This is a genomic window from Pseudomonas sp. B15(2017) (assembly GCF_002113215.1).
GTDB lineage: Bacteria > Pseudomonadota > Gammaproteobacteria > Pseudomonadales > Pseudomonadaceae > Aquipseudomonas.
On record NZ_NEJZ01000017.1, the window covers coordinates 23,935 to 48,485 of the forward strand.

Annotated in this window: 26 protein-coding genes; 7 read left to right on the plus strand and 19 right to left on the minus strand. The window is 59.2% G+C overall.

What is annotated here, in order from left to right; genetic code table 11:
- Positions 1-43: 43 nt before the first annotated feature.
- The 3 genes from CAF73_RS22450 to CAF73_RS22460 all read right to left on the minus strand — a co-directional run bounded on the left by CAF73_RS22450 (position 44) and on the right by CAF73_RS22460 (position 3,010).
- Entirely contained in the window at positions 44-1,246 is a 1,203-nt protein-coding gene (locus CAF73_RS22450) for an NAD(P)/FAD-dependent oxidoreductase (protein WP_085700786.1), read from the minus strand.
- Between the two features lie 221 nt (positions 1,247-1,467).
- Positions 1,468-1,842, minus strand: coding sequence for a response regulator transcription factor (locus tag CAF73_RS22455; RefSeq protein WP_170929793.1), 375 nt, complete (start codon positions 1,840-1,842; stop codon positions 1,468-1,470).
- 148 nt (positions 1,843-1,990) lie between these two features.
- Positions 1,991-3,010, minus strand: coding sequence for a GlxA family transcriptional regulator (locus tag CAF73_RS22460; protein WP_085703865.1), 1,020 nt, complete (start codon positions 3,008-3,010; stop codon positions 1,991-1,993).
- Between the two features lie 266 nt (positions 3,011-3,276).
- On the opposite strand from CAF73_RS22460, the gene CAF73_RS22465 reads away from it, so the two are divergent.
- Positions 3,277-4,227 carry an MBL fold metallo-hydrolase gene (locus CAF73_RS22465; RefSeq protein ID WP_085703866.1) on the plus strand — a complete coding sequence of 317 codons (951 nt, stop codon included), beginning with the start codon at positions 3,277-3,279 and terminating at the stop codon, positions 4,225-4,227.
- Between the two features lie 144 nt (positions 4,228-4,371).
- On the opposite strand, the gene CAF73_RS22470 is transcribed toward CAF73_RS22465, so the two are convergent.
- The 5 genes from CAF73_RS22470 to CAF73_RS22490 all read right to left on the minus strand — a co-directional run bounded on the left by CAF73_RS22470 (position 4,372) and on the right by CAF73_RS22490 (position 8,638).
- Positions 4,372-4,746 (minus strand): response regulator, encoded by a 375-nt coding sequence (locus tag CAF73_RS22470; RefSeq protein WP_085700782.1) that lies wholly within the window; start codon positions 4,744-4,746, stop codon positions 4,372-4,374.
- A 126-nt stretch (positions 4,747-4,872) separates the two neighbouring features.
- Positions 4,873-5,397 (minus strand): hypothetical protein, encoded by a 525-nt coding sequence (locus tag CAF73_RS22475; protein ID WP_085703867.1) that lies wholly within the window; start codon positions 5,395-5,397, stop codon positions 4,873-4,875.
- Positions 5,398-5,412: 15 nt separating this feature from the next.
- Positions 5,413-6,123, minus strand: coding sequence for an AraC family transcriptional regulator (locus CAF73_RS22480; protein WP_085700780.1), 711 nt, complete (start codon positions 6,121-6,123; stop codon positions 5,413-5,415).
- A gap of 47 nt (positions 6,124-6,170) precedes the next feature.
- Complete coding sequence (locus CAF73_RS22485) at positions 6,171-7,631, minus strand: ATP-binding protein (protein WP_085703868.1); 1,461 nt, start codon at positions 7,629-7,631, stop codon at positions 6,171-6,173.
- Positions 7,632-7,990: 359 nt separating this feature from the next.
- Positions 7,991-8,638, minus strand: a complete 648-nt coding sequence (locus tag CAF73_RS22490) for a response regulator transcription factor (RefSeq protein WP_085700778.1) — start codon at positions 8,636-8,638, stop codon at positions 7,991-7,993.
- Positions 8,639-9,054: 416 nt separating this feature from the next.
- Between CAF73_RS22490 and CAF73_RS22495 the strand changes: the two genes are divergently transcribed.
- On the plus strand, positions 9,055-10,029 hold the full coding sequence (locus CAF73_RS22495; protein WP_085700777.1) for a LysR family transcriptional regulator: 975 nt from the start codon (positions 9,055-9,057) through the stop codon (positions 10,027-10,029).
- A 110-nt stretch (positions 10,030-10,139) separates the two neighbouring features.
- Here the strand turns inward: CAF73_RS22495 and CAF73_RS22500 are convergent, their stop codons facing one another.
- The 3 genes from CAF73_RS22500 to CAF73_RS22510 all read right to left on the minus strand — a co-directional run bounded on the left by CAF73_RS22500 (position 10,140) and on the right by CAF73_RS22510 (position 14,080).
- Positions 10,140-10,958 carry an alpha/beta fold hydrolase gene (locus CAF73_RS22500; RefSeq protein WP_218191833.1) on the minus strand — a complete coding sequence of 273 codons (819 nt, stop codon included), beginning with the start codon at positions 10,956-10,958 and terminating at the stop codon, positions 10,140-10,142.
- 345 nt (positions 10,959-11,303) lie between these two features.
- Complete coding sequence (locus CAF73_RS22505) at positions 11,304-13,478, minus strand: TonB-dependent siderophore receptor (RefSeq protein ID WP_085703869.1); 2,175 nt, start codon at positions 13,476-13,478, stop codon at positions 11,304-11,306.
- 182 nt (positions 13,479-13,660) lie between these two features.
- A complete protein-coding gene (locus CAF73_RS22510) occupies positions 13,661-14,080 on the minus strand; it encodes an organic hydroperoxide resistance protein (RefSeq protein ID WP_085700774.1) in 420 nt (139 codons plus the stop codon).
- 141 nt (positions 14,081-14,221) lie between these two features.
- On the opposite strand from CAF73_RS22510, the gene CAF73_RS22515 reads away from it, so the two are divergent.
- Positions 14,222-14,506, plus strand: a complete 285-nt coding sequence (locus CAF73_RS22515) for a hypothetical protein (protein WP_234205042.1) — start codon at positions 14,222-14,224, stop codon at positions 14,504-14,506.
- Positions 14,507-14,647: 141 nt separating this feature from the next.
- On the opposite strand, the gene CAF73_RS22520 is transcribed toward CAF73_RS22515, so the two are convergent.
- From CAF73_RS22520 to CAF73_RS22530, 3 genes are read right to left on the minus strand one after another with little or no spacing between them, the layout of a single operon-like run.
- Entirely contained in the window at positions 14,648-15,301 is a 654-nt protein-coding gene (locus CAF73_RS22520) for a hypothetical protein (protein WP_139834863.1), read from the minus strand.
- Positions 15,222-15,464, minus strand: a complete 243-nt coding sequence (locus CAF73_RS22525; protein ID WP_085700772.1) for a chorismate mutase — start codon at positions 15,462-15,464, stop codon at positions 15,222-15,224. Before CAF73_RS22525 ends, CAF73_RS22520 begins: the two co-directional genes overlap by 80 nt.
- 34 nt (positions 15,465-15,498) lie before the next feature.
- Complete coding sequence (locus CAF73_RS22530) at positions 15,499-16,350, minus strand: NAD(P)-dependent oxidoreductase (protein ID WP_085703870.1); 852 nt, start codon at positions 16,348-16,350, stop codon at positions 15,499-15,501.
- 118 nt (positions 16,351-16,468) lie between these two features.
- Here CAF73_RS22530 and CAF73_RS22535 point away from each other — a divergent pair, with 118 nt between their 5' ends.
- Positions 16,469-17,329 carry a LysR family transcriptional regulator gene (locus CAF73_RS22535; protein ID WP_085703871.1) on the plus strand — a complete coding sequence of 287 codons (861 nt, stop codon included), beginning with the start codon at positions 16,469-16,471 and terminating at the stop codon, positions 17,327-17,329.
- Between the two features lie 34 nt (positions 17,330-17,363).
- Here the strand turns inward: CAF73_RS22535 and CAF73_RS22540 are convergent, their stop codons facing one another.
- Positions 17,364-18,788 carry an MFS transporter gene (locus tag CAF73_RS22540; RefSeq protein ID WP_085703872.1) on the minus strand — a complete coding sequence of 475 codons (1,425 nt, stop codon included), beginning with the start codon at positions 18,786-18,788 and terminating at the stop codon, positions 17,364-17,366.
- A 123-nt stretch (positions 18,789-18,911) separates the two neighbouring features.
- Here CAF73_RS22540 and CAF73_RS30550 point away from each other — a divergent pair, with 123 nt between their 5' ends.
- Positions 18,912-19,178 (plus strand): hypothetical protein, encoded by a 267-nt coding sequence (locus tag CAF73_RS30550; RefSeq protein WP_085703873.1) that lies wholly within the window; start codon positions 18,912-18,914, stop codon positions 19,176-19,178.
- 214 nt (positions 19,179-19,392) lie between these two features.
- Here the strand turns inward: CAF73_RS30550 and CAF73_RS22550 are convergent, their stop codons facing one another.
- Genes CAF73_RS22550 through CAF73_RS22560 form a run of 3 tightly spaced genes read right to left on the minus strand, consistent with a single transcriptional unit; the run spans position 19,393 to position 22,181 of the window.
- On the minus strand, positions 19,393-20,400 hold the full coding sequence (locus CAF73_RS22550; RefSeq protein WP_085703874.1) for an NAD(P)H-quinone oxidoreductase: 1,008 nt from the start codon (positions 20,398-20,400) through the stop codon (positions 19,393-19,395).
- Positions 20,401-20,733, minus strand: a complete 333-nt coding sequence (locus CAF73_RS22555) for a carboxymuconolactone decarboxylase family protein (protein ID WP_085700766.1) — start codon at positions 20,731-20,733, stop codon at positions 20,401-20,403.
- 11 nt (positions 20,734-20,744) lie between these two features.
- Entirely contained in the window at positions 20,745-22,181 is a 1,437-nt protein-coding gene (locus tag CAF73_RS22560; RefSeq protein WP_085700765.1) for an NAD-dependent succinate-semialdehyde dehydrogenase, read from the minus strand.
- Between the two features lie 221 nt (positions 22,182-22,402).
- On the opposite strand from CAF73_RS22560, the gene CAF73_RS22565 reads away from it, so the two are divergent.
- Entirely contained in the window at positions 22,403-23,329 is a 927-nt protein-coding gene (locus CAF73_RS22565) for a LysR family transcriptional regulator (protein ID WP_085700764.1), read from the plus strand.
- A 294-nt stretch (positions 23,330-23,623) separates the two neighbouring features.
- Here the strand turns inward: CAF73_RS22565 and CAF73_RS30555 are convergent, their stop codons facing one another.
- On the minus strand, positions 23,624-23,755 hold the full coding sequence (locus CAF73_RS30555; RefSeq protein ID WP_256574784.1) for a hypothetical protein: 132 nt from the start codon (positions 23,753-23,755) through the stop codon (positions 23,624-23,626).
- A gap of 151 nt (positions 23,756-23,906) precedes the next feature.
- Here CAF73_RS30555 and CAF73_RS22570 point away from each other — a divergent pair, with 151 nt between their 5' ends.
- Positions 23,907-24,167 (plus strand): hypothetical protein, encoded by a 261-nt coding sequence (locus CAF73_RS22570; RefSeq protein ID WP_085700763.1) that lies wholly within the window; start codon positions 23,907-23,909, stop codon positions 24,165-24,167.
- Positions 24,168-24,551: the final 384 nt, after the last annotated feature.

Genomic DNA, 24,551 nt, shown 5'->3' on the forward strand with positions numbered 1-24,551 from the left:
TGGGAATGCGCGCAGCAGTAGAGAAGGGTCAAGCGTCGCGGGATCAGGCCACCGGAATCAACGGGTCGGCAGCGGCCAGTGCGGTTGCACGATCGGCGGCCGGCGGGTAGATCCAAACGGTATTGATCTGAGTCTTGAGGTCTTTGGCTTCTTGCCCGACCAGTTTCAATTGACGGTCCCAGCCCTCGGTGAACACGGCGCCCCAGGCGCCGAGGTCAAGGCAGGTCACGTACTTGGGCTGGCTGTAGGTCATCGGCGCGACACCGATCAGGTCAGCCGCCACATTGTTGCCGGCATAACGGCCCAGGCTGATCGCATGCTGGCAGGACATCGCGGCGTAGTTTCCGAGATCATCCGTGGCGGCATAAGCGACGTCGCCGGCAGCGAAGACATCCACATGCCCCAGCACTTTCAAGTGGCCGTCGACGTGCAGGCGCCCTTGCGGATCACGGCTGCCCGGCACCTGTTCGGTGAGCGGGCTGGCGCGGAAACCAACGGTCCAGACGACGGTGCTGGATTCGATACGTTGGCCGTCGGCCAGGGTCACGCCGCCGGCATCGACCGAGGCGACCGAGGCGTCGACTATCCATTCGATGCCCAGCTCCCTGGAAGCTTCCACGATGGAAGGGCGAATGCCTTCACCCAACGTCGCGGCGATTTGCGGCGAACGATCCACTACGATGACTCTGATCGGCGCATCGTCACCCAGAGCGGCACGCAGGCGGGCGGGCATTTCGGTGGCGGTTTCGATCCCGGTAAAACCACCACCGGCGACCACCACGGTATTTCGCGCAGCGCTCGACGGCTGGTTCTTCAAGGATTTGATATGGGCTTCGAGGCGGGCGGCTTCTTCTATCTGGTCGACATCGAAAGCGTGTTCGATCATGCCTTTGAGCGGTGGGCGAATCACGCGACTGCCGGCGGCCAATACCAGCCGGTCATAGTTCAGCTTGCCTTGCGCGCCGAAGGCATCGCTGTAGGTCACCTGCTTGCTTTGGGTGTCGATGTTGTCGGCGATGCCTTTGACGAATCTCACGCCGACCGCATCGAACAGTTCACCCAGCGGCGCCTTCATGTTGTGGACGTCCGGCTCGTAGAAGCGTGGGCGGATACGCAGTTCTGCCTGGGGCGCCAGGACGGTGATCTGCACGTCGTTACGATCATGCTGGTCCAGCAGTCGTGCGGCGCTCAAGGCGCTCCAGACTCCACCAAATCCTGCGCCTATCACTAAAATGTGCTGTTTCATCGGATGACTCCTGAGAAATTCTGATCGTTGAACGACTTGACTGTTCACGCGTGACCGTCTCCCGGTCTGCACGAAGCAGGTTGTTGTGAGCAACCGCAGAACCGGTTCGATTCGCTGGAGAAAATGCTATCGAGGAAGGCGCGGCGGAACACTTCTACATAGGGTCAGCGCCGACATGCTTAGGTGTGAGGCGGGTATACACAGGTATAGGAAGAGGGCATTCAAACGGTGCGATTGAACGCGCTTTCGATGCAGGTGATGAGTTCGCCGCAGGGAAAGGGTTTCGGGAAGTAGGCGAGCGGCTCGGGAAATGCTGCGTTGACCTTTGGCGGTGGGCCCTGGTAGCCAGTGATGAAAATGATCGGGATGCGTAGGCCTCGGGCGCACAGTGCGTCGTACATCTGGATGCCGGACAGTCCGGGCATCTGGATATCCGAGATGATGCAGCCGGGGCGGGGCGGTGCGGTCATCGCCAGAAAAGCCTCGGCGTTCGGGTACAGCCGCACGCTGTAGCCGTGAGAGCGCAACAGGCTGTCCAGCGCCATGCGCACGGATTCATCATCATCGACAACCGAAACAACAGCGGTGTGGGACATTGCTTTACCAGGGCTGATCTCGGGTAGCCCGTCGAGGACGCCCGCCATTGCCGCACGATACGCCGCTCGATCCGGCGGCGTACTTATACGTGTGTATAGCGACAGTATTTGAACGCCTGCGAGCCCGATGCCCTTGCGGTGTGTGGCGTCAGCGCGAGAACCGGCTGCGGTATTCCCGAGGCGAGACCGAGAGATGACGGTAGAAGGTGTCGCGCATGCGTTCTTCGTCGCCGAACCCGCACAACTGCGCGATCTGGTCGATGTTGCGCTGGGAGTCTTCGAGCATCCGTCGCGCCGCTTCCAGGCGAAACAGCTCAAGCGCCTTCGCCGGTGTGCGACCGGTCTTGCGTTTGTAGACTCGAGCGAAATTGCGCGGGCTCATCTGTGCCTGTCGGGCCAGGGTTTCGACGTTCAGGCCCGTGTCGCCGAGGTTTTCGCTGATCCACAGGTGCAGTTCGTCGAAGCTGCCGCGGTCGTCGATCTGTGATTGCAGCAACTGGCTGAACTGCGCCTGACCGCCGGGCCGCTTGAGAAAAACCACCAGCTCCCGCGCGACCTGTAGAGCTATGGCCCTGCCGCAATCGGCTTCGACCAGTGCCAGCGCCATGTCGATTCCGGTGGTGACCCCGGCGGAAGTCCAGACCTTGCCTTGCTGGATGTAGATCGCATCAAGATCGACATCGACACTGGGAAAACCACCCTTGAGCATGTCGCACATCCCCCAGTGGGTGGTCGCGCGCAACCCTTCCAGCAGCCCGGCCTGGGCCAGCAGAAAGGTGCCGCTGCACACCGAGGCGGTGCGTCCCGCCTTAACCGACGCCGCGCGCAACCAGTCCACCAGCGCAACGTTGTCGAGCATGGCCTGCCGGATGTTCGGTGCACCGGGCACGATCAGGGTATCTATCGCGGTTTCGTCAAAGGTGTTCAGTGGGACGGTGTTGACCGCCAGCCCTTCGGCGGTGGCAATCAATCCGCCGGCGAGGCTTGCGGTGTGCATCGCGTAGCCAGGCAGGCCGCGTTCGGCCCTGGCTTTGGACGCTGCCCAGAACACGGTCTGTGCGCCGGTCAGGTCCAGCAAGCCCATTTGCGGATAGGCCAGGAACACCAGCGTGCGCGGCTGCGCGAGCAGACAGGTGAGTGGGTCGGGGTGATGAAAAATTGAGTTCATGACGGCTTTGAGGGCTTGGTGACCGCCAGTTTTCGACGATCCGGTGTGCCCTAGTGTCCGCGTTTGCGGGCGCCAGCGCGAATATACATTGGTATGGGACGCAGCCACTTCAGCGCCGGCCGTACTCGCTCGATCCGGCGCAATCCCTATACCCGCGTATGGTATTGGTCGTCAGGGTCGCGATGCACACTCGCTTTCAAGGAGCTTTATGCCGCTCTTGCGGCATTGCTCCGAGCAATTTCGACTCAGCCAACAGGAAAGCGACCATGTCTACCTATCTGAATCACTCCCAACAAACCCACTCAGCCACCAGCCTGCCATTCACCTCGAATTTCGGCCAGGCTCAGGAGCTGGTGCCTTCGCGCTACGCACTGCAGGTCGGCGACATCGACGTGGTGGTGATCAGCGATGGCGTCCTGCCGCTGCCGACCTCGACCATGTCGACCAATGCTGACCCGCAGGCTCGTGCCGCCTGGTTCAAGGACATGTTTCTGGGGCCGGACGCGTTCGACTGGGCACTCAACGTGCTGGTGGTGCGCAGCGGCGAGCAGATCATCCTGGTCGACGCCGGACTGGGCGGGCAGTTTCCCGGCTTTCCCCGGGCCGGCCAGCTGCCGAAACGGCTGGAAGCGGCCGGCATTGATCTGGCAGCGGTGACCGACATCGTGATCACGCACATGCACATGGACCATGTCGGCGGCCTGCTGGTCGACGAAGTGAAGAGCCGGCTGCGTCCGGATGTGCGGATCCATGTTTCAGCGAAAGAAGTCGAGTTCTGGGAAACTCCGGACTTCACTCAGACCGAGATGCCGGCGCCGGTGCCTGACGTTCTGCGCGCGACAGCCAATCAGTTCATCAACGATTACCGGAGCCGGGTGCGCACTTTCGACGATGAATACGAGGTGGCGCCGGGCGTGGTGGTGAAGCTGACCGGTGGGCATACGCCGGGCCACAGCATTGTTTACGTCAACTCCGGCGGTGAACGCCTGACCTTTGCCGGCGATGCCTTGTTTCCGGTGGCCTTCGAACACCCGGAATGGCACAACGGCTTCGAGCATGACCCTGAAGAATCGGTGCGGGTGCGCGTGCGTCTGATGCGCGAGGCGGCGGCGAGCGGTGAGTGGTTTGTCGCCACGCACCTGCCGTTCCCTTCGGTGGGCCGAGTAGCGGTCGATGGTGACGCGTTCCGCTGGATTGCAGCGTTCTGGGATTACTGATCGGCTGTCGGCGGCCCGGCTGCATTCGGCCGGCCTCGCTAAAAATCAGGCCCCGCAAGTGATGAGCTTGCGGGGCCTTTTTTTGCTTTGAGGTTTATCGAACGGGCAGCGGCAGCTCTGCATCGCCTTGTTCGAGGGGGCCGCTCAACGTCGGCGCATCAGCACCTGTTCGATGCAGGCCAGCAGTGCGTCGGTATGGAACGGTTTGGAGAAATAGCCCTCCGGCGTCTTCACACGGCTGCTGAACTCAGGGGGCAGGCCCGGCTTGCCGGTGATGAAGATAGTCGGAATGTGGATCTTCCTGGCCGCCAGCGCCTCGTACATTTCGACCCCGCACATGCCGGGCATCTGAATGTCGGAGATCAGGCACCCGGTCTGCTCTGGCGCGCTTGATTCAAGAAAAGCAAACGCGCTGGTGAACGTCTTGACTGTATAACCGCAAGACCGCAACAAGCTGTCCAGTGAAACCAGAACAAGTTCGTCATCATCGACAACTGAAATAATAGCTGAGTTGAACATGGGGAAACCTTGCGTCTTTGCGGGTGGCTGTAGCGCCCGCCATACTTGCAAGATACGCCTTCAAAAGTTGTGGAATAGTATACGTGGGTATGTTTGGTTGGTTTTTTTGTTAGTTGCGACAGTTAATTAATGTTCAGCAAACAAGTGGTTGTTGATTAACGAAAGAAAGTACCTGTTATGCCGAATGCAGGCTTCAAAAAGTTGTCGGCTGGCGTAGTCGTTATTGGCAATTGCACTGGCGCGACAGTCGCGGAACAAGGCGTCGGCGGCCCCGAGCCGGCGTATGGCGCGATCAATGCCTTTCAGGCAGTCGGCGAAACACAACGGTTCTGCCGCGTCATTGAGGCGGTATAGCGCGTCACGCTGGGCATGGCCACCCAGATCCGTGATGCCGGTGACGAGAAAGTCGGCGTATCGGGTATTGGCATTCAGCAACCTGCGCAACAGTGTCTGCACCGGTAAGAAACTGACGGTGCGCAATGTCTGCTGGCTGTGTTTGAGTCGCGCCAGAATATTCAGCGTAGCGCCAAGAGTCTGCGTCAACGCGTCGATGATCTCCACGCGCTCAGCGGTGCATAGCGATGTGTGCGTGCCGTAGCGGCTGACGCAGGGCGGGTGACTGACCAGGAGCAGTTTGTGCGGTGCGTTCATGACCACCGTCTCCAGCTAGCGCTCGAGCGCGATTGAATGTTGTGAGTGCAACAGTGGACTCCACTGTTCCTGGTTGTCCGGGCGCCGGTAGTAAACGACCATGCGCCGGGCGACCTGCATGGCCACATCACGGCCGTTGTCGGCCTCGACCAGTGCCAGTGCAAGATCGATTCCCGCGCTGACCCCGGCCGAAGTCCACACCGATGCCTGGCGAACGAAGATGGCTTCGCGATCCAGTTCGACCTTTGGAAACAGCCGCTCGAACGTGTCAGCCATCAGCCAGTGTGTCGCCACGCGCAGGCCGTCGAGCAGTCCCGCCTGAGCCAGGAAAAATGCGCCGCTGCATACCGACGTTGTACGGCTGGCCGTGGCTGAGGTGACGCGCAACCAGTCCACCAGCGGCGCGTTGTCGAGCATGGCCTGGCGAATGGATGCCGAGCCCGGAACGATCAGCGTATTGATCGGCTCGCCGCTTAGCTCATCCAGCCGCCGGGTTTGCACCACCAGGCCTTCGCCGGTCTGCACCGGCCCGCCATGCAGGCTTGCGGTGTGCAAGGCGTAACCGGGCAAGCCGAGTTGCGCCAGTCTGCAGCTTGCCGCCCATAAGACGGTCTGGGCACCGGTCAGATCCAGCAGGCCCATTTGCGGATACGCCACGAAAACCACGGTTCGTTCTCGTAGCGGATTTTCGGATTCGGGGTCGGGGTTTGTGCGTTGAGTAGACAATGCGGATCTCCATATCGCCGGCCGGCGACGTCAGGGGTGGATGACAGTCATTGATCGTGTTCGGGCGCCGCCAACGGAATTGCAAATACGAACTGCGTACCGACGCCCTCGGTACTGTTGACCCAGATGCGCCCGCCGTGGAATTCAATGATCGACCGGCAAATGGAGAGGCCCATTCCGAGGCCGGTCGGTTTGGTCGTGAAGAACGGGTCGAACAGCGAAGGCAGGATGTCTGCGGCAATGCCGACGCCGGAATCGGCGATTTCAAGCACAGCCTCGTTGTGCAAAATCGAGGTGTTGATCCGTAGCGTCCGGGCTCGTTCTTGCACGTTGGCCATGGCCTGGCAGGCGTTGATGATCAGATTGATGATGACTTGCTGCAGTTGCACACGATCGCCTTTGATCAGGGCGCCGCGAGTGCCCAGTTGTGCGTGCGGGCGAACCTCGTGAAAGCAGATGTCGTGTTGCATCAGCGTCAGCGAGTCACTGACGATCTCGTCAAACACTTCGACATTGCGCTGCACCTCGCTGTGGCGCGACAAGGCCCGGATACAGGCGATGACGTCGGAGACCCTGACCGAGTTTTGAATGATCCGGTCCAGCGAACGGCGTGCTTCTTCCAGATTGGGCTCGGGACGGTTGATCCAGCGTTTGCAGGATTCGCCGCTGGTAATGACCGCTGCCAGCGGCTGATTGATTTCGTGGGCGATGGAGGCTGCCAGTTCGCCCATGGAGGTCAGGCGTGTGACGTGGGCGAGGGTGGCTTGCGAGTGAAACAGCGCCTCTTCGGACTGTTTGCTGGCGGTGACTTCCATCAGCGCGCCGGCGTATTGCGTGCGCCCGCGATGCCTGGGCAAAGGGCTGGCGATCATCTGCACATGCTTGATCCGACCATCCGGCATGACCAGTCGATGCTCGGCTTCGATAAGCTCCTGGCGGCGCGCAAATTGGTCCAGCACCTGATCGATCACCGGTAGATCATCGGGATGGGTGCGTGACTTGACCAGGGCGAGAGTCGGAGTGACGTTCGGTGGGTACTCGAAAATGCGTGAGGATTCTTCCGACCAGGACAAGGACACGCTGACCTTTTTATCGATGATGAAACCGATGCTGCCGGTGTGGCTGAGTTTCTGTGCGCCGAGAAAGAAGGCTTCCTTGCGCCGCAACGTTTCAGTGGCGCGTTTACTGCGCAGCGCCAACAGGGAAATGGTCGTCAGCGCGATCACGCACCTGACGAATCCGGCGATGCTCCTGTGATCGCGATAGCCTTGGTCGATCAGGAAGTCGGCTGTCAGGAGCGTGAGGCAACCCAGCGCAACGGCCAGGAATACCGGAACCGGGAAGATGTTCGCGGACATGAACACCAGCGTGATATAGAACAACGTCGGCGCAACGTCCAGATCAAGGTAAGCGTTGGTGATATAGATCATGCTGCCGACTGCAATGGCGGCAAGCCAGGCGAAGGCGTCTGAGCAAAGAAGTTGTGCGCGACGTTTGATGATAGACATTTATTCTTCCAGATTTTTGCTATCGGACGGCAGGTCGTGTTCTCTCGATGAAACAGGCAAATGCTATGAAGGGCGTATTAATGAAGAGGTTGAAAAGTCTGAACTTGTTTTTCAGGCATGACCGTTGTTGGCGACTGTCTGTCATTCACCAATCGTTGTATTGATTAATATTGATTTGAATAAAGATGTTATTCGAAGAGTTATTCTCTGGCATCGCTGCATTGGGTCAATCGAAGTATGACTACGTATGAACGGGATATACCTAAGTGTTAGTTGTGCCGAGTCTTTCGATGCCTTGCCTGATGGCACAAACGTGCGCCATCCCGGCCCCTTGAGCCGTCCCGTTCTGGTTCATGTGGTCACCGATTGACAGGCTGCGCCGCGATGACCTCGGCCATGCGCACCAGATCGGCAAATGAGCGCGCGCCCATCTTGCGCATGGCCTGGCCTCGGTGGATTTTCACGGTGATTTCGCTGAGGCCGATCTCCCCGGCGATCTGCTTGTTCATCAGGCCTGAGGCTGCCAGCGCCATGACCGTCTGCTCACGGGGTGTCAGCGTCCCATGGCGCGCGCGCAGTTCATCGGCATGGCGCCCGGATTCGCGACGTTGCCTGTCTCGCGAATGTGCGGCGCAGACAGCATCGATCAGGTCCTGCTCGCGAAACGGTTTGGTCAGGAAGTCCACCGCGCCGGCTTTCATGGCGCGCACGGTCATGGCGATATCGCCGTGCCCGGTGATGAACACGATCGGCACGTTGATGCCGGCAGCGGCCAGTTCATTCTGGAAATCCAGCCCGCTGCTGCCTTGCAGGCGCACGTCGAGTACCAGACAACTGACGGTGTCGGGACGTTGATGTTTCATGAACTCGGCGACCGAACCGAACAGTTCGACTTTAAGGCCAATGGAGCGCAACAGGCTGCCGAGGGATTCACGCAGCGCTGCATCGTCGTCGACGATGAATACCACTGGCTCGCTGGGGTTATTGCTGATGGGATTGTTGTTCATTGCTTTTTTCCCAAGAGGTTGTGACGTTGTGGAGCTCGTCGTGGTATCGGTGAAGCCCCATCAAAAATATGCCTATCCCTCGGCCCGGGTACCTGTGTTTGCTCTTTCGAGTGTATGCCCGACCAAAGACACGGTCACGCCGCAGGTTTGGGCGGGGAGCAGATAAACGGTTCAGCATCGTAGAGGGGCAACACTCCGTCAGCTAGGACAAAAAACCCGAAAAAACGGCCATCGCAGCGGTCTATTCGCAGCCCGATGCAGCTGTCAGGTTCAAACAGTTCATACGCAAGTATCAAAACACTCACCTTACGCATGATCTCGCTGTCCCCAAGTACCACAGACGCCCGGCAGGCACGCCCTTAACCTTTACCTGCTCTCCGTCGATCTCAATGGCCGCGTGCCGGGTGGTGAACTTCATGAACAGAAATGATCTCCGTCGTGTCGACATCCATCTGCTGGTGGTCTTCGAGACGCTGATGCATGAGCGCAATGTCAGCCGGGTCGGCGAGAAGCTGTTTCTCGGCCAACCGACCATCAGTGCGGCGCTTGGGCGTTTGCGCGTGCTTTTCGACGATCCCTTGTTCGTGCGCGCGGGGAGGGTGATGGAGCCGACTGCTCGGGCCGAGGAAATTTTCGCCAATCTGACGCCGGCGCTGGATGGCGTGGTCGCGGCGTTGAGCCGTTGCCAGCCGTTTGATCCGGGCACCAGCGAAGCGACCTTTCAGGTTGGCCTGTCCGACGATGTCGAATACGCGCTTCTTCCTCGACTGTTACGCCAGCTTCGTATCGAGGCACCGAACATTGCATTGGTGGTGCTACGGGTCGATGAGCAGCAGATGGCGCAGCGGCTGTTCAATGGCGAGATCGCTCTGGGGATCAGCCCTACGCTCGATCTGCCAGCCAACGCGCGACGCAAGAGTCTGCGATTGATCCGGCCGATGCTTTTGCGCTCGGACACGCGGCCGGGCCTGCTGGCACTCGATGAGTTCTGCGAGCGACCGCATGCCATCGTGTCGTCCATGGGCAAGGTCAAGGATGACACCGACCATGCCCTGGATCTGCTGGGGCGTCGGCGCAAAGTGGTGCTGGCGGTGCCGCAGTTCAGCGCCTTGCCAAGACTGTTGGCGCAAAGCGACATGCTGGTCATCGTGCCGGATTATGTGGCGAAGGCCATGGCCTCCGTGGAGGATATCAGGGCCGAACCGGCCCCTCTGTTACTGCCATCGCGGGAGCTTTCCATGGTCTGGCGCGCGGCTGCGCACAACGATTGTGCTCAACGTTGGCTGCGTTCGCGTTGCCAGGCGTTTTTTGGCACACCGCTTGAGTTGCAGGTAGTGCCCAGGTTGCGCCAGGCGTTGCCCCTCGATCAGACGTTGACGATCGCCCGGTAGGAAATGGCAATGGCTGTGTCAATCGCCCAATAAAAAAGCTCCGACTGGGTCGGAGCTTTTCTTTTTAGAGGGTCGTACGTGATTTGTCGTGAGGACGCGGCCCCGGAACATCACGCATTGATAAACGCCAGAAGGTCTGCGTTGATGGTGTCGCCGTTCGTGGTGCACATACCATGGGGCTGGCCGGGATAGGTTTTCAGCGTGCCGTGCTTGAGCAGTTTGATGGACAGATGGGCCGAATTCGCGATGGGCACGATCTGGTCATCTTCGCCGTGCAACACCAGAGTCGGCACCTCGATGTTTTTCAGGTCATCGGTGAAATCGGTTTCGGAGAACGCGCTGATGCAGTCGTACTGCGCCTTGATCCCGCCGTTCATGCCCTGACGCCACCAGTTTTCGACAATCGCTTCAGACACCTTGGCGCCGGGACGATTGAAACCGTAGAAAGGCCCGCTCGGGAAGTCACGATAAAACTGGCTGCGGTTCTGCGCGAGTGCTTTGCGCAATCCGTCAAACACATCCATCGCGAGGCCACCGGGATTTTTTGCGGTGCGCAGCATGATGGGGGGCACGGCACCGATCAGCACGGCCTTGGCCACCCGCCCGCGTCCATGACGCGCCACGTAGCGTGCCACTTCACCGCCGCCGGTGGAGTGGCCGATGTGGACGGCGTTGCGGATGTTCAGGTGCGCCATCAACTCGGCAACGTCGGCGGCGTAGGTGTCCATGTCGTTGCCACTGGCCGTCTGGGAAGATCGCCCATGGCCACGTCGGTCATGGGCGATGACGCGGAAGCCCTTGCCGAGGAAAAACAACATTTGCGCATCCCAGTCATCACTGGAAAGGGGCCAGCCGTGGTGGAACACGATCGGCTGCCCTTGACCCCAGTCCTTGTAGAAAATTTGCGTGCCATCCTTGACGGTGAACATTCCCGAGCCACTGCCGTTGCCGGCGCTTTTGCTGACCCCTGACGCGGAAGTCGGTGTCTGCTGTGTGGCCAGCGCCGGCAATGCCATCGCCAGGGTTGCGGCCATGGCCCCGGTCGTGATCAAGCCACGACGCGTGGTCCCGTTTTTCTCGTCAGTCATTTTGAACACCCATTGAGTTGTTTAAGTCGCACAGGCGGCAAGGGCTGCTGCCTTGGCCGAAGGCAATCTTTGGGCAAAGGAGAGCCGCTGAAAACCAGACATGGGTTTTCGAAATTAACGCTTTGGTATGTAGGGCGTGGCGGGAGGAATCCTGGCGGGGTTGGCGCGTCCCTGCGCCAGAACAAGTCAGAAGCTGTACTTGGCCGTCAACATCATGTTGCGCGGGGTGCCGTAGCTGTCGCCGCCGTAACTGACGGAGTTGGCGATGGCGGAATAGTACTTGCGGTCGAAGATGTTGTTGGCGTTGAGTTGCAGATCGAGGTTCTCATTGACCCGGTAGCCGGCCATCAGGTCGGTCACGGCGTACGCACCTTGCTTGAGGCGGTAGTTGCCGCCATCGAGCAGTTCGATGTCGTTGTACATGCGGCTCTGCCAGGAAATGTTGCCGCCCACGCGCAGTTTTTCCAGCGGGCCCTGGAAGTCGTAGCGGGTGGTCAGTTTGAACAGGTGTTCCGGCGTGTCAGTGTCGAACTGCTTGTTCACGTTCTGCGGATTCGCTTCGTCCTTGATGGTATGAGTGCGGGCGTAGGTGTAGCCGCCGCCGATCTGCCAGTTGTCGGTGAGCGCGCCTTGCAGTTCCAGGTCGATACCCTGGCTGCGAATTTCGCCGGAGGCTTCATAGCAGGACGACTGCGGGCAGTTCGGCACGAACACCTGCACTGCGCGGTTTTCCTGATCGACCCGGAATACGGCGAGGCTGGCATTCAGCGCGCCGCCCAGGTATTCGCCCTTGATGCCGACCTCGTAGTTCTTGCCCACGATCGGTTTGACCGGGCTGCCGGAGGTGTCCTTGTTGCTTTGCGGCGTGAAGATGTCGCTGTAGCTGGCGTAGATCGAGTGATGGTCGTCCAGTTCGTAGATCAGGCCGGCATAACGGGTGACGTTGCGGGTGACCTTGTAGTCGCCGTCGCCATCACGGTTGTCGTAGTCGTACCAGTCCAGACGTCCGCCGAGGATCAGCTTCAGCGGGTCAGCCAGGCTCAGGCGGGTGGTCAGGTACACGCCGTCCTGAGTCGTGACTTCACGCGTGTTGTTGGTGTGGACGAAGTCCGGCTTGCCGGCGTTGATCGGCCAGTTGGTGTCGTACGGCGAATAGTTGTGGGTGGTCAGGTCGTAGATGCGTTTGCTGGCGCCGACCACCAATTCATGGCTACGTCCGAAGGCCTCGAACGGGCCGCTGAAGAAGGCGTCCAGACCGGCCTGGTTTTCATCGGCCCTTGACTGGTAAACCGTGCGGGCCAGGGTGTTGTTGACCCAGCGCGACTGGTACGAACCGGAGAACAGCGCGTCCTGTTCGGAGTAGTTGGCATTGACCTGCAGCTTCCAGTCATTGGCCAGTTGCTGCCGGATCTCGGCGAAGACGGTGTTGATCTCCTGATCCTTGTTCTCCCAATAGGTGCCGGGGTTGTAGGAGCGCGGCAGATCGAGGTGATGACCGTCGAGACCGATCATCGACGAGCCCCAGAAGTAGTTGGTTTTGTCTTTCTGGTTGGAGAAACCGAAGGTCAGCGTGGTGTCATCGCTCAGGTCGGCTTCGGTGACGGCGTAGAACAGGTTGTGTCGCTCGCCCACGTCATCGATAAAACTGTTGGCGTCGCGATAGGACGTGACCACCCGGCCGCGCAGGGTGCCGCTGTCATTGAGTGGGCTGGAAGCATCGAGTTCGCCGCGATAGTTGTCCCACGTCCCGGCAGCGCCGGTGAGGGTGACACGCTGCTCGGCCAATGGCCGTTTACGGACCAGGTTGATCGCTGCCGAAGGGTTGCCGGAACCGGTGACCAGACCGGTCGCGCCCCGAACGACCTCGACCCGATCAAACATCGCCAGATTCGGCTGGGAGCCGAGTTTCACGCCGTTGTAGCCGCTCGGAATGCCGTCGTACATCAGGTTGTCGATGTCGAAACCCCGGGCTTTGTAGGACTGCCGGCCGGGGCCGTCGGAGTAGTTGAGGAACAATCCCGGCGTGGCGTTGACCACGTCATTGATGCTGGTCATCGCCTGATCGTCCATGCGCTGGCGGGTGATCACGGTGACGGCCTGCGGCGTTTCGCGCAGGGTCAACGGCAGTTTGGTGGCGGTGGCCATGGTGCCGGTGGTATAGGAGTCGGAGCCTTCGGTGGTGCTGCCCAGTTGGGTGGAAGTGATGGCGGTTGCGCCGAGTTCGAGGGTGGCGGGTGGAGCGGTGTCCTGCGTCTCGCGGGTTTCATCGGCCAGCGCCGGCGTCATGACGGCCATGCAGATGGCCATGGACAGAAGGTTGCGTGACGGGTTGAAACGATGTTGCGAGGTAGGACGCGACATGAAATTTCCCTGATTTTAAATAGCAAATAAAGAGCAGTTGAGAATCATTGCCAATAATTGTGTCAGGGTTTTTTACAGCGACAAAGCGATTCGTGAAAAAAATGTGAAATCGCGTTCGCGAAAAAACAAAACGCCCGAGGCACTGCCTCGGGCGTTTGAGGATGAAACCGGCGTGACCTGTTTCAGATCAGGCGCAGGGTGACATCGATATTGCCGTGAGTGGCCTTGGAGTAGGGGCAAGTCTGGTGCGCGGCTTCCATCAGCGCCTGGGCGACCGAAGGCTCCAGCCCCGGCAGGCTGACATTCAAACGGGCCCGCAGGAAAAACGCATCGCCGGTCTTGCCCAGATCGATTTCGGTTTCTACCGCCACATCAACCGGCAGTTTGAGCTTCAGTGACACGGCCGCTTTGCCCATAGCGCCGATGAAGCAGGCTGACCAACCTGCCGCCAGCAGTTGTTCCGGGTTGGTGCCGCTGCCGTGCGAACCGGGTGGTGACAGTTTGATGTCCAGATTGCCGTCCGAACTGCGCGAAGCGCCATCGCGGCCGCCGGTTGTGCGGGTCTTGCCGGTGTACAGCACAGTGTCGATTTGATTGATCATGAATTGCTCTGCCTGAGTGAGTGAGGGAGTCGGAACGTCAGGTTCCGATGGCCCACACTTTTGCATCGGCATGTACCTGGGATGTGTCGTGCCAAGGGAGGTTATGTATCGTTGTGTAGCCCAGGCCCGGCAGCCTGGGAAATGGATTTGCTGGAGTGGTCGCGGGCAGTGTTTCGAGTTCTCGCAGATCCTGGCCCTGAGCACCAGCAACTACTCGAAACCCCGGATAAAACTGCGCTCGTCGAAGCGGAAGTGTATCGATGGTACAACCTCTTTTTTCCGTGGTCGCGCGGCGTGGCTTCCCAATCGGAGGGCGCCATAAAACCTTTGTACGACGCATTGGCCATGCGCCTCGACCCGGCCTCGCCGTCGGGAATCTCGTGGATTTACGTGCATGAAAGCGAGCACGAGACGTCATTCGCCTAAGGTGCTCGATTACCCGGTCGCGGTGTTCAGCGCCGCGACCGGCTTGCTTGGTGTTACCCAGCAGGGCAGCCCCGTCAATAGACCCGTCAACTGTCGTCGCGAACTTGCATAAGCGCGAACCCCAGCAGATTCCCTGGCTCGTCAGTTCGTGTCGTCATCACCTTGAAATATCTCTGCGTAAAGTCGCGCGACTGTAGGGGTAAGGTTATGAGCGGAAGGAATCAGAAAGTCGGCGTGTGGGGCGAGGCGTTTTACGTAGATGACTTCGTAAATCCTGCGCACGATTCCGGGCGCTGTTTCTTCCTGATCGAGGCCAGGCATTATCCCAACGGCCTTGTAACCGGCTTGCTCCAGTGCTTGTTGCATATACGGCGTGCGGGTTGTTGCCATGCCATAGATCAGCCCCGCACCGATGAACCTGCCGATTTTTTCTCCCAGGTCCTGGGCCGCAACGGCCAGACTGGCTTGTCTATGCGGTTTGGCTACCGCGCCGACCCTCCCGAAAATAACGTCAGCACCGTCAATTTTTTCCCACGTGGCGATAGCGACAATCTCATCGTTCTGGCGGACGACTATGGCGATTATTCTTGGCTCCGGATCGTCTTCGAGCACCACGTTGTCTGCGTAGAACTGCGGGTCCAGAAATGGGCTTCCCAACCCCACCGCAATGGAGGGAAACCATGCGCGGAAAAAATCTGTCGCGACATTGATCTCCTCACGTTTCAGGTAATCCCAACTGTAGCCGGAGGGTAAATCGGTAAAGCTGCGAATTTGCTCGATCGTTGGCCATTTCATGCGGTTCTGCTCGTCTGATTGCTTCGATAAGTGGCGCCGGGGTCAGGCCCACCTCATCGGTACAGCGAAACCGTTCCGCGAGCAGGTGGATGAGGGCGGCGTCGATATTGTCGATGGTTTTCCTGAATGTTGTGAGTTGACGCGCGATGTCGGAGTTTTCCATGAATGACCTCGTGGCAGGTGTTCGAAAGAGCTTCTCAATGATTCGTCTGCTGAGCGAAAACCGACCAGTCCTTGTCGCCATGCCCCCGGGCTACCGCCGACGTCATTTTCAATCGCACGGCATCCGCCGCTGGCAGTTCCAGCCCCTTAAGACGACCCGCATCGATCGCCAGATTTATATCCTTGAGGCCAAGCGACAGTTTGAAACCCGGTTCAAAATTGCTGCTGACGATGTTCCGCCCGTAGCGTTGATAACTGGGGCAGGCGAACAGGGTCTGGGTCATGAGATTGATGAAAATCGAAGGACTCAGTCCGTGGCGTTGAACGAGTCCGCTGGCTTCGCCCAGCGACTGGATGGCTTGGGTGATCATCATGTTGCCGGCGATTTTCGCGATACAGGCCTGTTCAGGTTGGTCGCCCAGATACCAGGTGTTTTTCCCGAGCAGGTCGAACAGCGGTTGGACGGCCGAGACCGCTGCCTGCGATCCGGCCGCCAGGATATTCAGCTCGCCCTTGGCCGCCACGGCAGGCACCCCGAAGACCGGTGCCGCGATCAATGGCATGCCGACGGCGTCATGTTCGCGCTGCAACTCCAACATCAGCGAAGGCGACAAGGTCGACATCACGACATGCACGCAAGCTTTGTCTGCAGTTTCCAGAGCAGCGCTGGAGAGCAGCACTTGTCTGACGGCGGCATCATCGGCCAGAAGAGTGACGACCACCTCTTGCTGGAACGCCGAGGCCGGCGATTCGAGAACGCTGATGCCTTCAAGATCCTTGATCGCCGCGTAACTGCGGTTCCATGCAGAGACGTGATGGCCAGCGCGGACGAGCAGTGGAATGATCGCTCTGCCCATGCTTCCCACTCCGATAAAACCAATCTTCATTTGCAGTCTCCGGTTGGTATTCGACGACGGTGAATGCAGACAAGTATGTCGGGCACGGGATTGCTACGGCACTGCCATTGCTGCACTCTCACTGTTCATTTTTGTACGGGGGCAGAGCATGGACTGGAGTGATGTGCGGGTCTTTCTCGCGATTGCCCGAAGCGGGTCATTGGGCGCCGCCGCCAAGCTGTTGGGGGTCAGCCATCCGACCGTGGGGCGGCGCTTGCAGGTGTTGGAACAGTCCAGTGGCCAGCCCGTTTTCCTGCGTACCAACCAGGGTCTGGTCCTGACCGAAAGCGGAGAAAAGCTGCTCAGCCTCGCGCAGGAAATGGAGCAAAGTGCGTTGGCCATCGAAAGACGCCTGGCGGGGGACAGCACACAGCCCGAAGGTGTGTTGCGCATTTCCTGCGCGGACTGGTTCGCCTGTTATGTGCTGGCCCCGGTGCTGAGTGAACTGGTCCGGCGCTATCCGTTGATCGTGCCTGAGGTGATCGCCGGGCATCGATTGTTTGACCTGGCTCGCCGCGACGCCGACATCGCGTTTCGAATCGTTCCGTTCACCGAGCCCAATATCGTGCACCGCAAGCTGATCTCCCTGACTTACGGGTTATACGCAGCCGTTGGATCTGCTGACCCTGAGCCACAGGGCGACGGGCTGGGGCTGATCACCATGAGTGTTGCCCAGTCCCATTATCCCGATGTGCAGTGGCTGCAGCAGCGTTACCCTCTGGCGCGTACCGTGTTTACCAGTAGCAGCCGCACAGTCCAGGCGCAAATGTGCGCGCAGGGGCAGGGCGTCGCGGTATTGCCCCGCGCGTTGGGCGACAAGTTGACAGCGTTGCGACTGATCGATTCGGATGAACCACCCCCAGGCCGCGACATTTGGATGGGCTACCACCAGGACATGCGCCAGATGGACAGTCTGCGCGCGCTTGCCGACCTGGCCTCCGTCATGATCGGCACTCAGGCAGGCGGTTGATTCACGCTGCCGGCTGCATGGCCACCGTTTGGGGCTATGCAGCAGGTTGACGTGCCAGCGTCAGGCTCAGTCCTGCGCCTGCCGCCAGACAGGCCGCGATGCACAGTATGGCGACGGTGAAGGCGTGGGTGACGGCCGCCGCATCCGTGTTCGTGCCCAGAAGCGTGTAAAAGATGCCACCGATGATCGCCACGCTCAGCGACGTGCTGATTTGCAAGGTGGAACTGGTGATGCCCGCAATCATGCCGGAATACGCCGGTGCCACGCGTCCCGTGATCATGCGCATCAATGTCGGAACGGCAAGTCCTTGTCCGAAGCCGATCAGAAAGAGAATCACGGCAAGGGACAGCGCAGAGGGCGTGACGGCCGTCGGTGTGTGCGCCACGAGCCAGGCCAACAGCACAAAACCCAGCACTTCGAGCGCCATTCCGAAGGGATTCACATAAGACCCCAGCAAACGCCGGAACTGATGGGTGGCGAGCGGACCCAGCAAGAAACCGGCGCCGAATGGCAGAAAGACCAGGCCTGCACTGAGTGGGCTCGTATGCAGGGCTCCCTGTAAATAAATGGAAAACAACAGGAAGAACACGCCGATCGCGTAGAAGGTCAGCGCGACCAGCAATGCGCGACCCAGCCCGGGCGCACGCAGTGCAGCAGGGCTCAGCAACGGCGCGCCTTGCGCCTGATACAACCGGGTTTCGTAGCGCCAGAACAGCCAGGCCAGCAGTGGCGCCGCTGCCAGCGACAGCCAGGCCCACAACGGCCAGCCTGCTTCACGTCCCTCGATCAGTGGAACGATCAGCGCCGCAAGCGTCACCATCGACAACAGCGTTCCTCCCAGATCCAGCTTGCTGGGCTGGGGGGCGCGGGTTTCCTTGACCACAGGGATGGCGATCAGGATGACCAGCAACGCAATCGGTAGATTCACCAGAAATATCGCCCGCCAGCCCAGGTTCATCAGATTGAGCGAAATCAGAATCCCGCCAAGCGCCTGGCCGATTACCGACGCCAAGCCAAACACCGCGCCATACAGGCTCAGCGCCAAGGCCTTTTCGGACTCCGGAAATATCGCCTGCACTGAGGCGAGTGCCTGAGGCGCCATGATGGCTGCCGTCACGCCTTGCAGCGAGCGTCCGGCGATCAACACCCAGGGTGACTCGGCGACACCGCAGATCAGTGAGGCAACAGCAAAACCAATCAGGCCAACGAAGAACATTTTCATGCGACCAAAGATGTCCCCAAGGCGTCCGCCGGTGATCAGTGTCACGGCATAAAGGGCTGCATACGAAGAGATGATCAACTGTTCAGCGGAGGAGGCTGTGCCCAGCGATTGCTGAATCGAGGGCAGCGCTACGTTGACGATAAAAAAATCCAGCGGCGGCAAGAATGCACCGACCAACAATATGGCGAACATCAGCCAGCGCCGCGGTTCCGCCAGAGCTACTTCTTTGTGAGGCATAAGGTCTCCTTTCTGGAACCCTTCGGTTCCGGAATATTCTCGATTGCGGGTCATGCTTTTAATCAGCTGACCTCAATCTAAACGATCATCCCTTCGCTGACGCCTCACATAAATGAACGGCCAATGTTCATTTATGGCAGTGCCGCTGCGCGCCTGACTCCTCGCAAAATGGCCGCACTTTGGTTCCAGTCGAGCCATACAACCGAGATTGAGGAGTCAGTTATGTCAGGTAAATTCGCTGATCAGGTTGCCGTCGTTACCGGCGCGTCCACCGGGATCGGGTTTGCGATTGCACTCGCACTCGGATGCTCTTTGATAATCTTGCCGCGTGTACCTTCAATGGCGAAAAAAGCGCTATCTGCTCTGATGTTATTGGCACAGGGGGACTGAATGCGTTCGCCATTGCAGTGGCTCTCTCGCCTATAACCACCACTTGGGCACCGACCGAGATTGTTCGAGCGCCACTGCGTTCGCCTGGAATAAGGGCTTTTCGCCGTCGCAATCCCTCTTCAGCCGATTAGGAGCGCACTGCTCAGAGGTGTTCCCCACACCCGTTGAAGGTGCCCATCAAGGGCACCGTTTTTCAGCTATATCCCCCCTGTGGTCATACTTGAATCAAGTCTTCAGGTCGCATCGTCAAAATGATTTTCCCGACGTTCCGGGAAGATTCCATCCGGCGGTGAGCATCGGCAGCCCTTGAGAGCGCAAACGTGCTGTCGACAACCGGCTCAAGGCTTCCGGCACCCTCGAAGCGATCAAGCCAGTGCTCGCGGAAACGCTTGATCATCGCGTGCTTCTCCGGCTGCGTGCGCGACTTCATGACCGTACCGATGATTTGCAAGTGGCGGTAAAGGATGTTCTCCAGTGCCACCGTGACGTTCCCGCCACCGGCGAGAATCCCGACCTGAACCAAGCGACCGCCCCGTGCAAGGGATGCAATATTGCGGGCGAAGTAGGGTTCTCCGATAAAGTCGATGATCACATCGACGCCGCGACCCTGGGTTTTGTCGGCGATCACTTCAGCGAAGTCCTGCGTCTTATAATCGATCGCCACGTCAGCGCCCAAATGCTCGACACGCGCCAACTTGCTGCCTTCGGTTGTCGCATACACCGTGGCGCCGGTGGCGTAAGCCAACTGCACAGCGGCAGACCCGACGCCGCCAGCGGCCGCGTGAATCAACACTGAATCGCCAGCCTTGAGCCGAGCCAGATGCATCATTGCTTCATGGGCCGTGACGAAGACCTCGGGAATGGCTGCCGCGTGTACATAATCAAGCTGCGCGGGGATGTGCATGGCCATGCGGTAATCGACGCGGGCCAACTCGGCGTAGGCACCGCCGCCGACCACGCCCATGACTCGATCTCCTACCTCGAACCCTGTAACCGCACTCCCTTTGCCGATCACTTCGCCGGCGATTTCCAGGCCGATGATCAGGGAGTCACCGAAGTTCGGATGGCCGTACCCACCGGTCCGGTGAGTCAGGTCCGCACGGTTCACCCCGGCGGCATAGACACGCACCAGCAGGTCGTCAGGACGGACTTCAGGATTGGCGACCTCTACTAATTCCAGGACGTCTGGCGCACCAAACTGCTTGATGTTGATGGCTTTCATTCAATTGTTCTCCGTTTCGCTGAACGTGGCGTTGGCGATCGCCGATGCGGTAATGGCGCCAGGCAAGCCCACATAGAAAGCCAGGTGCGTGATCGCTGCTTCCATTTCGTCGCGGGTCACTCCGTTGCCAGCCGCCCGGCGCAAGTGGGCAGGCAACTCTTCCGAGTGACCACCGGCTATCAAGGCCGCCACGGTGATCAGGCTACGGTCGCGCGGGGACAGCGCCGGGTCACTCCAGATCTGCGGATAAAGCGTCGAGTCGACGAATTGCGACAGCTTCGGCGTGAACGCGCGCGCTGCTTCGCGAGGGCTGCTGAAATCGAGCTTGGACATGGGCGAGTTCCTTAAACCTGGCTGATGAATTTGTGGGTGAGATAGTGCTCGATGCCTTCAATGCCGCCTTCGGAGCCGTGACCGCTTTCTTTCATGCCGCCGAACGGGAGCTCGGTTGCGACGATGCGATATTGGTTGATGCCGATCATCCCGGCCTCCAATCCGTCAGCGACATCAATGGCCGTGCGCGCGTTGGAGGTGAACGCGTAGGCCGAGAGTCCGTAGGGCAGGCGGTTGGCTTCCTGCAGCCCATCGGCCAGTTCATCGAACGGCATCAGTACGGCAATGGGGCCGAAGGGTTCTTCGTGCATGACGCGGGCGTTCATCGGCACATCTGCCAGAACCGTGGGTTGGAAGAAGTAGCCTTCGCCTGACAAGGCTTCACCACCGACCAATACCCGTGCACCTTTCTCGACGGCATCGGCGACCAGTTCTTCCATTTTTGCCAATTGCCTTGGGTTGGCCAGGGGGCCGACCTGAGTGTCCGGATGCAGGCCGTCACCGATCCTCAGGGCTTCGGTCGCCGCGACAAAATGATCGACGAAGGCTTGATAGGCGCCACGCTGGATCAGAAACCGAGTGGATGAAATGCACACCTGCCCGGTGCCGCGAAAGCGGTTGGCGACGCCTTCGATAGCGGCTTTTTCAATGTCGGCATCCTCGAACACCAGCACCGGTCCGTGCCCCCCCAGTTCAAGGGTGATGGGCTTGACGCCTTCAGCAGCTCGCGCAGACAGCAAACGACCGATGGGCACCGAACCGGTGAAGGTCACTTTGCGAATGACCGGCGAGGCGATCAGATGGCTGGACACTTGGTCCGGTACGCCAAAGACCACTTGCAACACACCCTTGGGCAATCCTGCATCGTCGAGTGCACGCGCCAGGGCCAACGCTGTGGAGGGACTTTCTTCACCAGGTTTGAGAATGACGCTGCAACCGGCGGCCAGCGCTGCCGAGAGCTTGCGTGCCGGGGTAATGGCCGGAAAATTCCACGGTGTAAATGCGGCCACTGGGCCGATAGCCTGGCGTTTGACCAGTTGCAATACGCCTGGCCGGTTGGCCGGGACCACACGGCCATCGATACGCCGTGCGCTTTCGGCGAACCATTCGAAATACTCTGCCGCGCGGGTCACTTCATCCAGGCTTTCACCCAGCGGTTTACCTTCCTCCAGGGTCATCTGCGCGGCAATCTGCGGTGCACGTTCGAGGATCAGGTCGGCGGCACGCTTGAGGATCCTGGCGCGTTGGTCAGGTACGGTCTGGCGCCACTGCTCGAAGCTCAGGCGAGTCACTTCCAAGGCGTGATCAAGATCGCCTGCGGTGGCAAGTGGGACGCGCCCGATTTCCCGGCCGGTAGCCGGGTTAACGACGGCGGCAGTATCGCGCCCGTCGGCACTGATCCATTCACCCCCGATGAAAAGATAAAGCGGATCGTAGGAAATCTTCATGATGTGCCCTTCAGTTGGTTGTCGGAGATTCGTATCAAACCCGGCGCCTGTTCAGGCGGCCTGTGCAACCAAGTCTATGGAAGGAGCGCCCATCGATTTAGACGGGCCAGAGGGAATGATTGTTGTCGCCAGAGGTAATATCGAGCCTCGGGCCGAACGTGTAGCATCCGGAAAAAATGCGCCTTATCACGGGTGAGCGTCAGATCTACAGGAAGGTCGCGATGGATAAGCTTTCGAACATGTCGGTGTACATAAAGGTTGTCGAGATGGGCAGTTTCACGGCCGTGGCCAATCATCTGGACTCAACGGTCGGTAACGTATCGCGTGCGGTCTCTGCGCTGGAAAACGTGCTCGATACGCGCCTGTTGCAGCGCTCGACCCGACGCCTCTCGGTCACCGATGCGGGGCGACGGTTCTACGAGCGCTGCACGAAAATTCTGGCTGACCTGGAGAGTGCCGAAGCCGAAGCCAGCAATGCCGCGCTGGAGCCTCGGGGAACACTGAGGGTACATTGCGTCCCTGGACTGGCTCGGCATCTGGTCACCGGGGCTGTACTGGAATACCGCCAGCAATTTCCTGAAGTGACCGTGGATTTATTGCTCTCGCAACGCATGCCTAACCTGTTGGAAGACCAACTGGATGTCTCGATTCTGATCGCCCGCGCGCTCCCCGATTCGGCGTATGTCAGCCAGAAGATCGGTGTCAGCCATTGTGTGCTGGTGGCGTCGCCAGATTACCTGGCACGGCATGCGGCCCCGCAGACGCCTGAAGATCTGCGCGATCACCAGTGTCTGTTGTTAAGTACCGTGGACTATGTGCGGGATGAGTGGCAGCTAAAGAGCAAAGCGGGGGACGCGACATTCGTCCCGACAGGGCCAAGTTTCAGCGTCAACGATATGGATGCGATGGCGCATGCCATTCGAGAGGGGGCGGGGATTGGCTTGCTGGCCGGGTTCACGGCCATCGACGATTTGCGTTCCGGCAAGCTCATGCGGGTTTTGCCTGACTACCATACCTATGAGCGCAACGTGTACGCCGTTTATACCTCCCGGCAGTTTGTCGATGCGAAAATCACCCGGTTTATTGAAGCGCTGAAAGATCGTGTTGGCAGTCAACTGGCAGCCACGGCCAAAGAACTTATCGATTGAAATGCCGCAGGGCAGAAAGTGATTTGCGCCTCGATGAACAACGCTTCGAGGCGCAATGATCGGCGAACAGGTTGCTTTCCTTGGCTGCGTGGCGGCACGACTGCGCATACATCTGGCACCGGGTCTTCAGAAATGACCTTACGGCCCTGTCCTCTACAGACCGCACTCTACAAGGGGCCTGCTTTGAGTTATGGAACGGACGTCGCTCACATCGCTGATCTCTGACGCGCATTTGGGCGAATGTCGCAAAACTGGAATTCCCCGATCCGGTCGGCGAGCGGCTCGTCACCTTTCTCAAGCGCTTCCAGTTTTGCTTTTTCCCGCGCCGCGTCCCGATGCTTCGAAGTCGGGCATGTCGGGGTGCTGGTACATCCCGTTTTCATCGCGCACAACCGGGGCCGGCTGAATCAGTTTTATCGTTTCCATGGGCGAGCTCGTCCTTGACGCTATAACGGCTGACTGTGAAGGAGAGGGGGATTTCTCTTTCGTATCTAACCTATAGGGTTAGTGCCATACTGATTTCATAGGAATAGCGGCTCGTAATTCCGAGCCAGCCCTAATCGGTTAGCGTGTCCTAATGAAGGCTTATGATGATTTTCGCTTCAAATCCCATCAACATCTGATCGATCTGGAAGCCACAACAAATCATCTGATGATGCTGGTCGTGTCAGATGAGATGACCGGCAAAATTTGGGAGGATGCGCTGAGCAGGCAAAAGTGTTCCTACGCAGCCTGGATCGCGTTTGCAGACAGCCTGACGTGTCCAGACGTGCCAGCCATCGACGAAGAACTTATCGATGAGTCTTCCAGCAATAATTTCTTAAAACCCACTCAGTAAGAGTTTTCGCGCTGATGAGTTCATCTTGTTCATAGGATGCGGAATGTAATGTGATGCATACTCGATCACCGAAATTGGAGATCAGAAATGCGCACACGTGGAAGCGTTTATTGGGGTTGGGCCAATCCCGAGATCCATTTTCGAAACAAGGATGAAATACTCCCGGGCGGGAAGCTGGTAAACGTGCAAGTTCGCACGTCCAAAACTGGCGACGTTCAGCTGTTTCTGGGGGTATACGGGCAAGCCGGCACCATGCTCCTGGAGGAGGGTTTCGATTCCCGACCGGGCGAAACGATGACCGGTGCAATGGCATGGGGGTTCGAGCGAGCTAAAGAGTTCGTCGCAATGATGAGCCAAACCGCACCAGCACTTGGATCTGAAAGC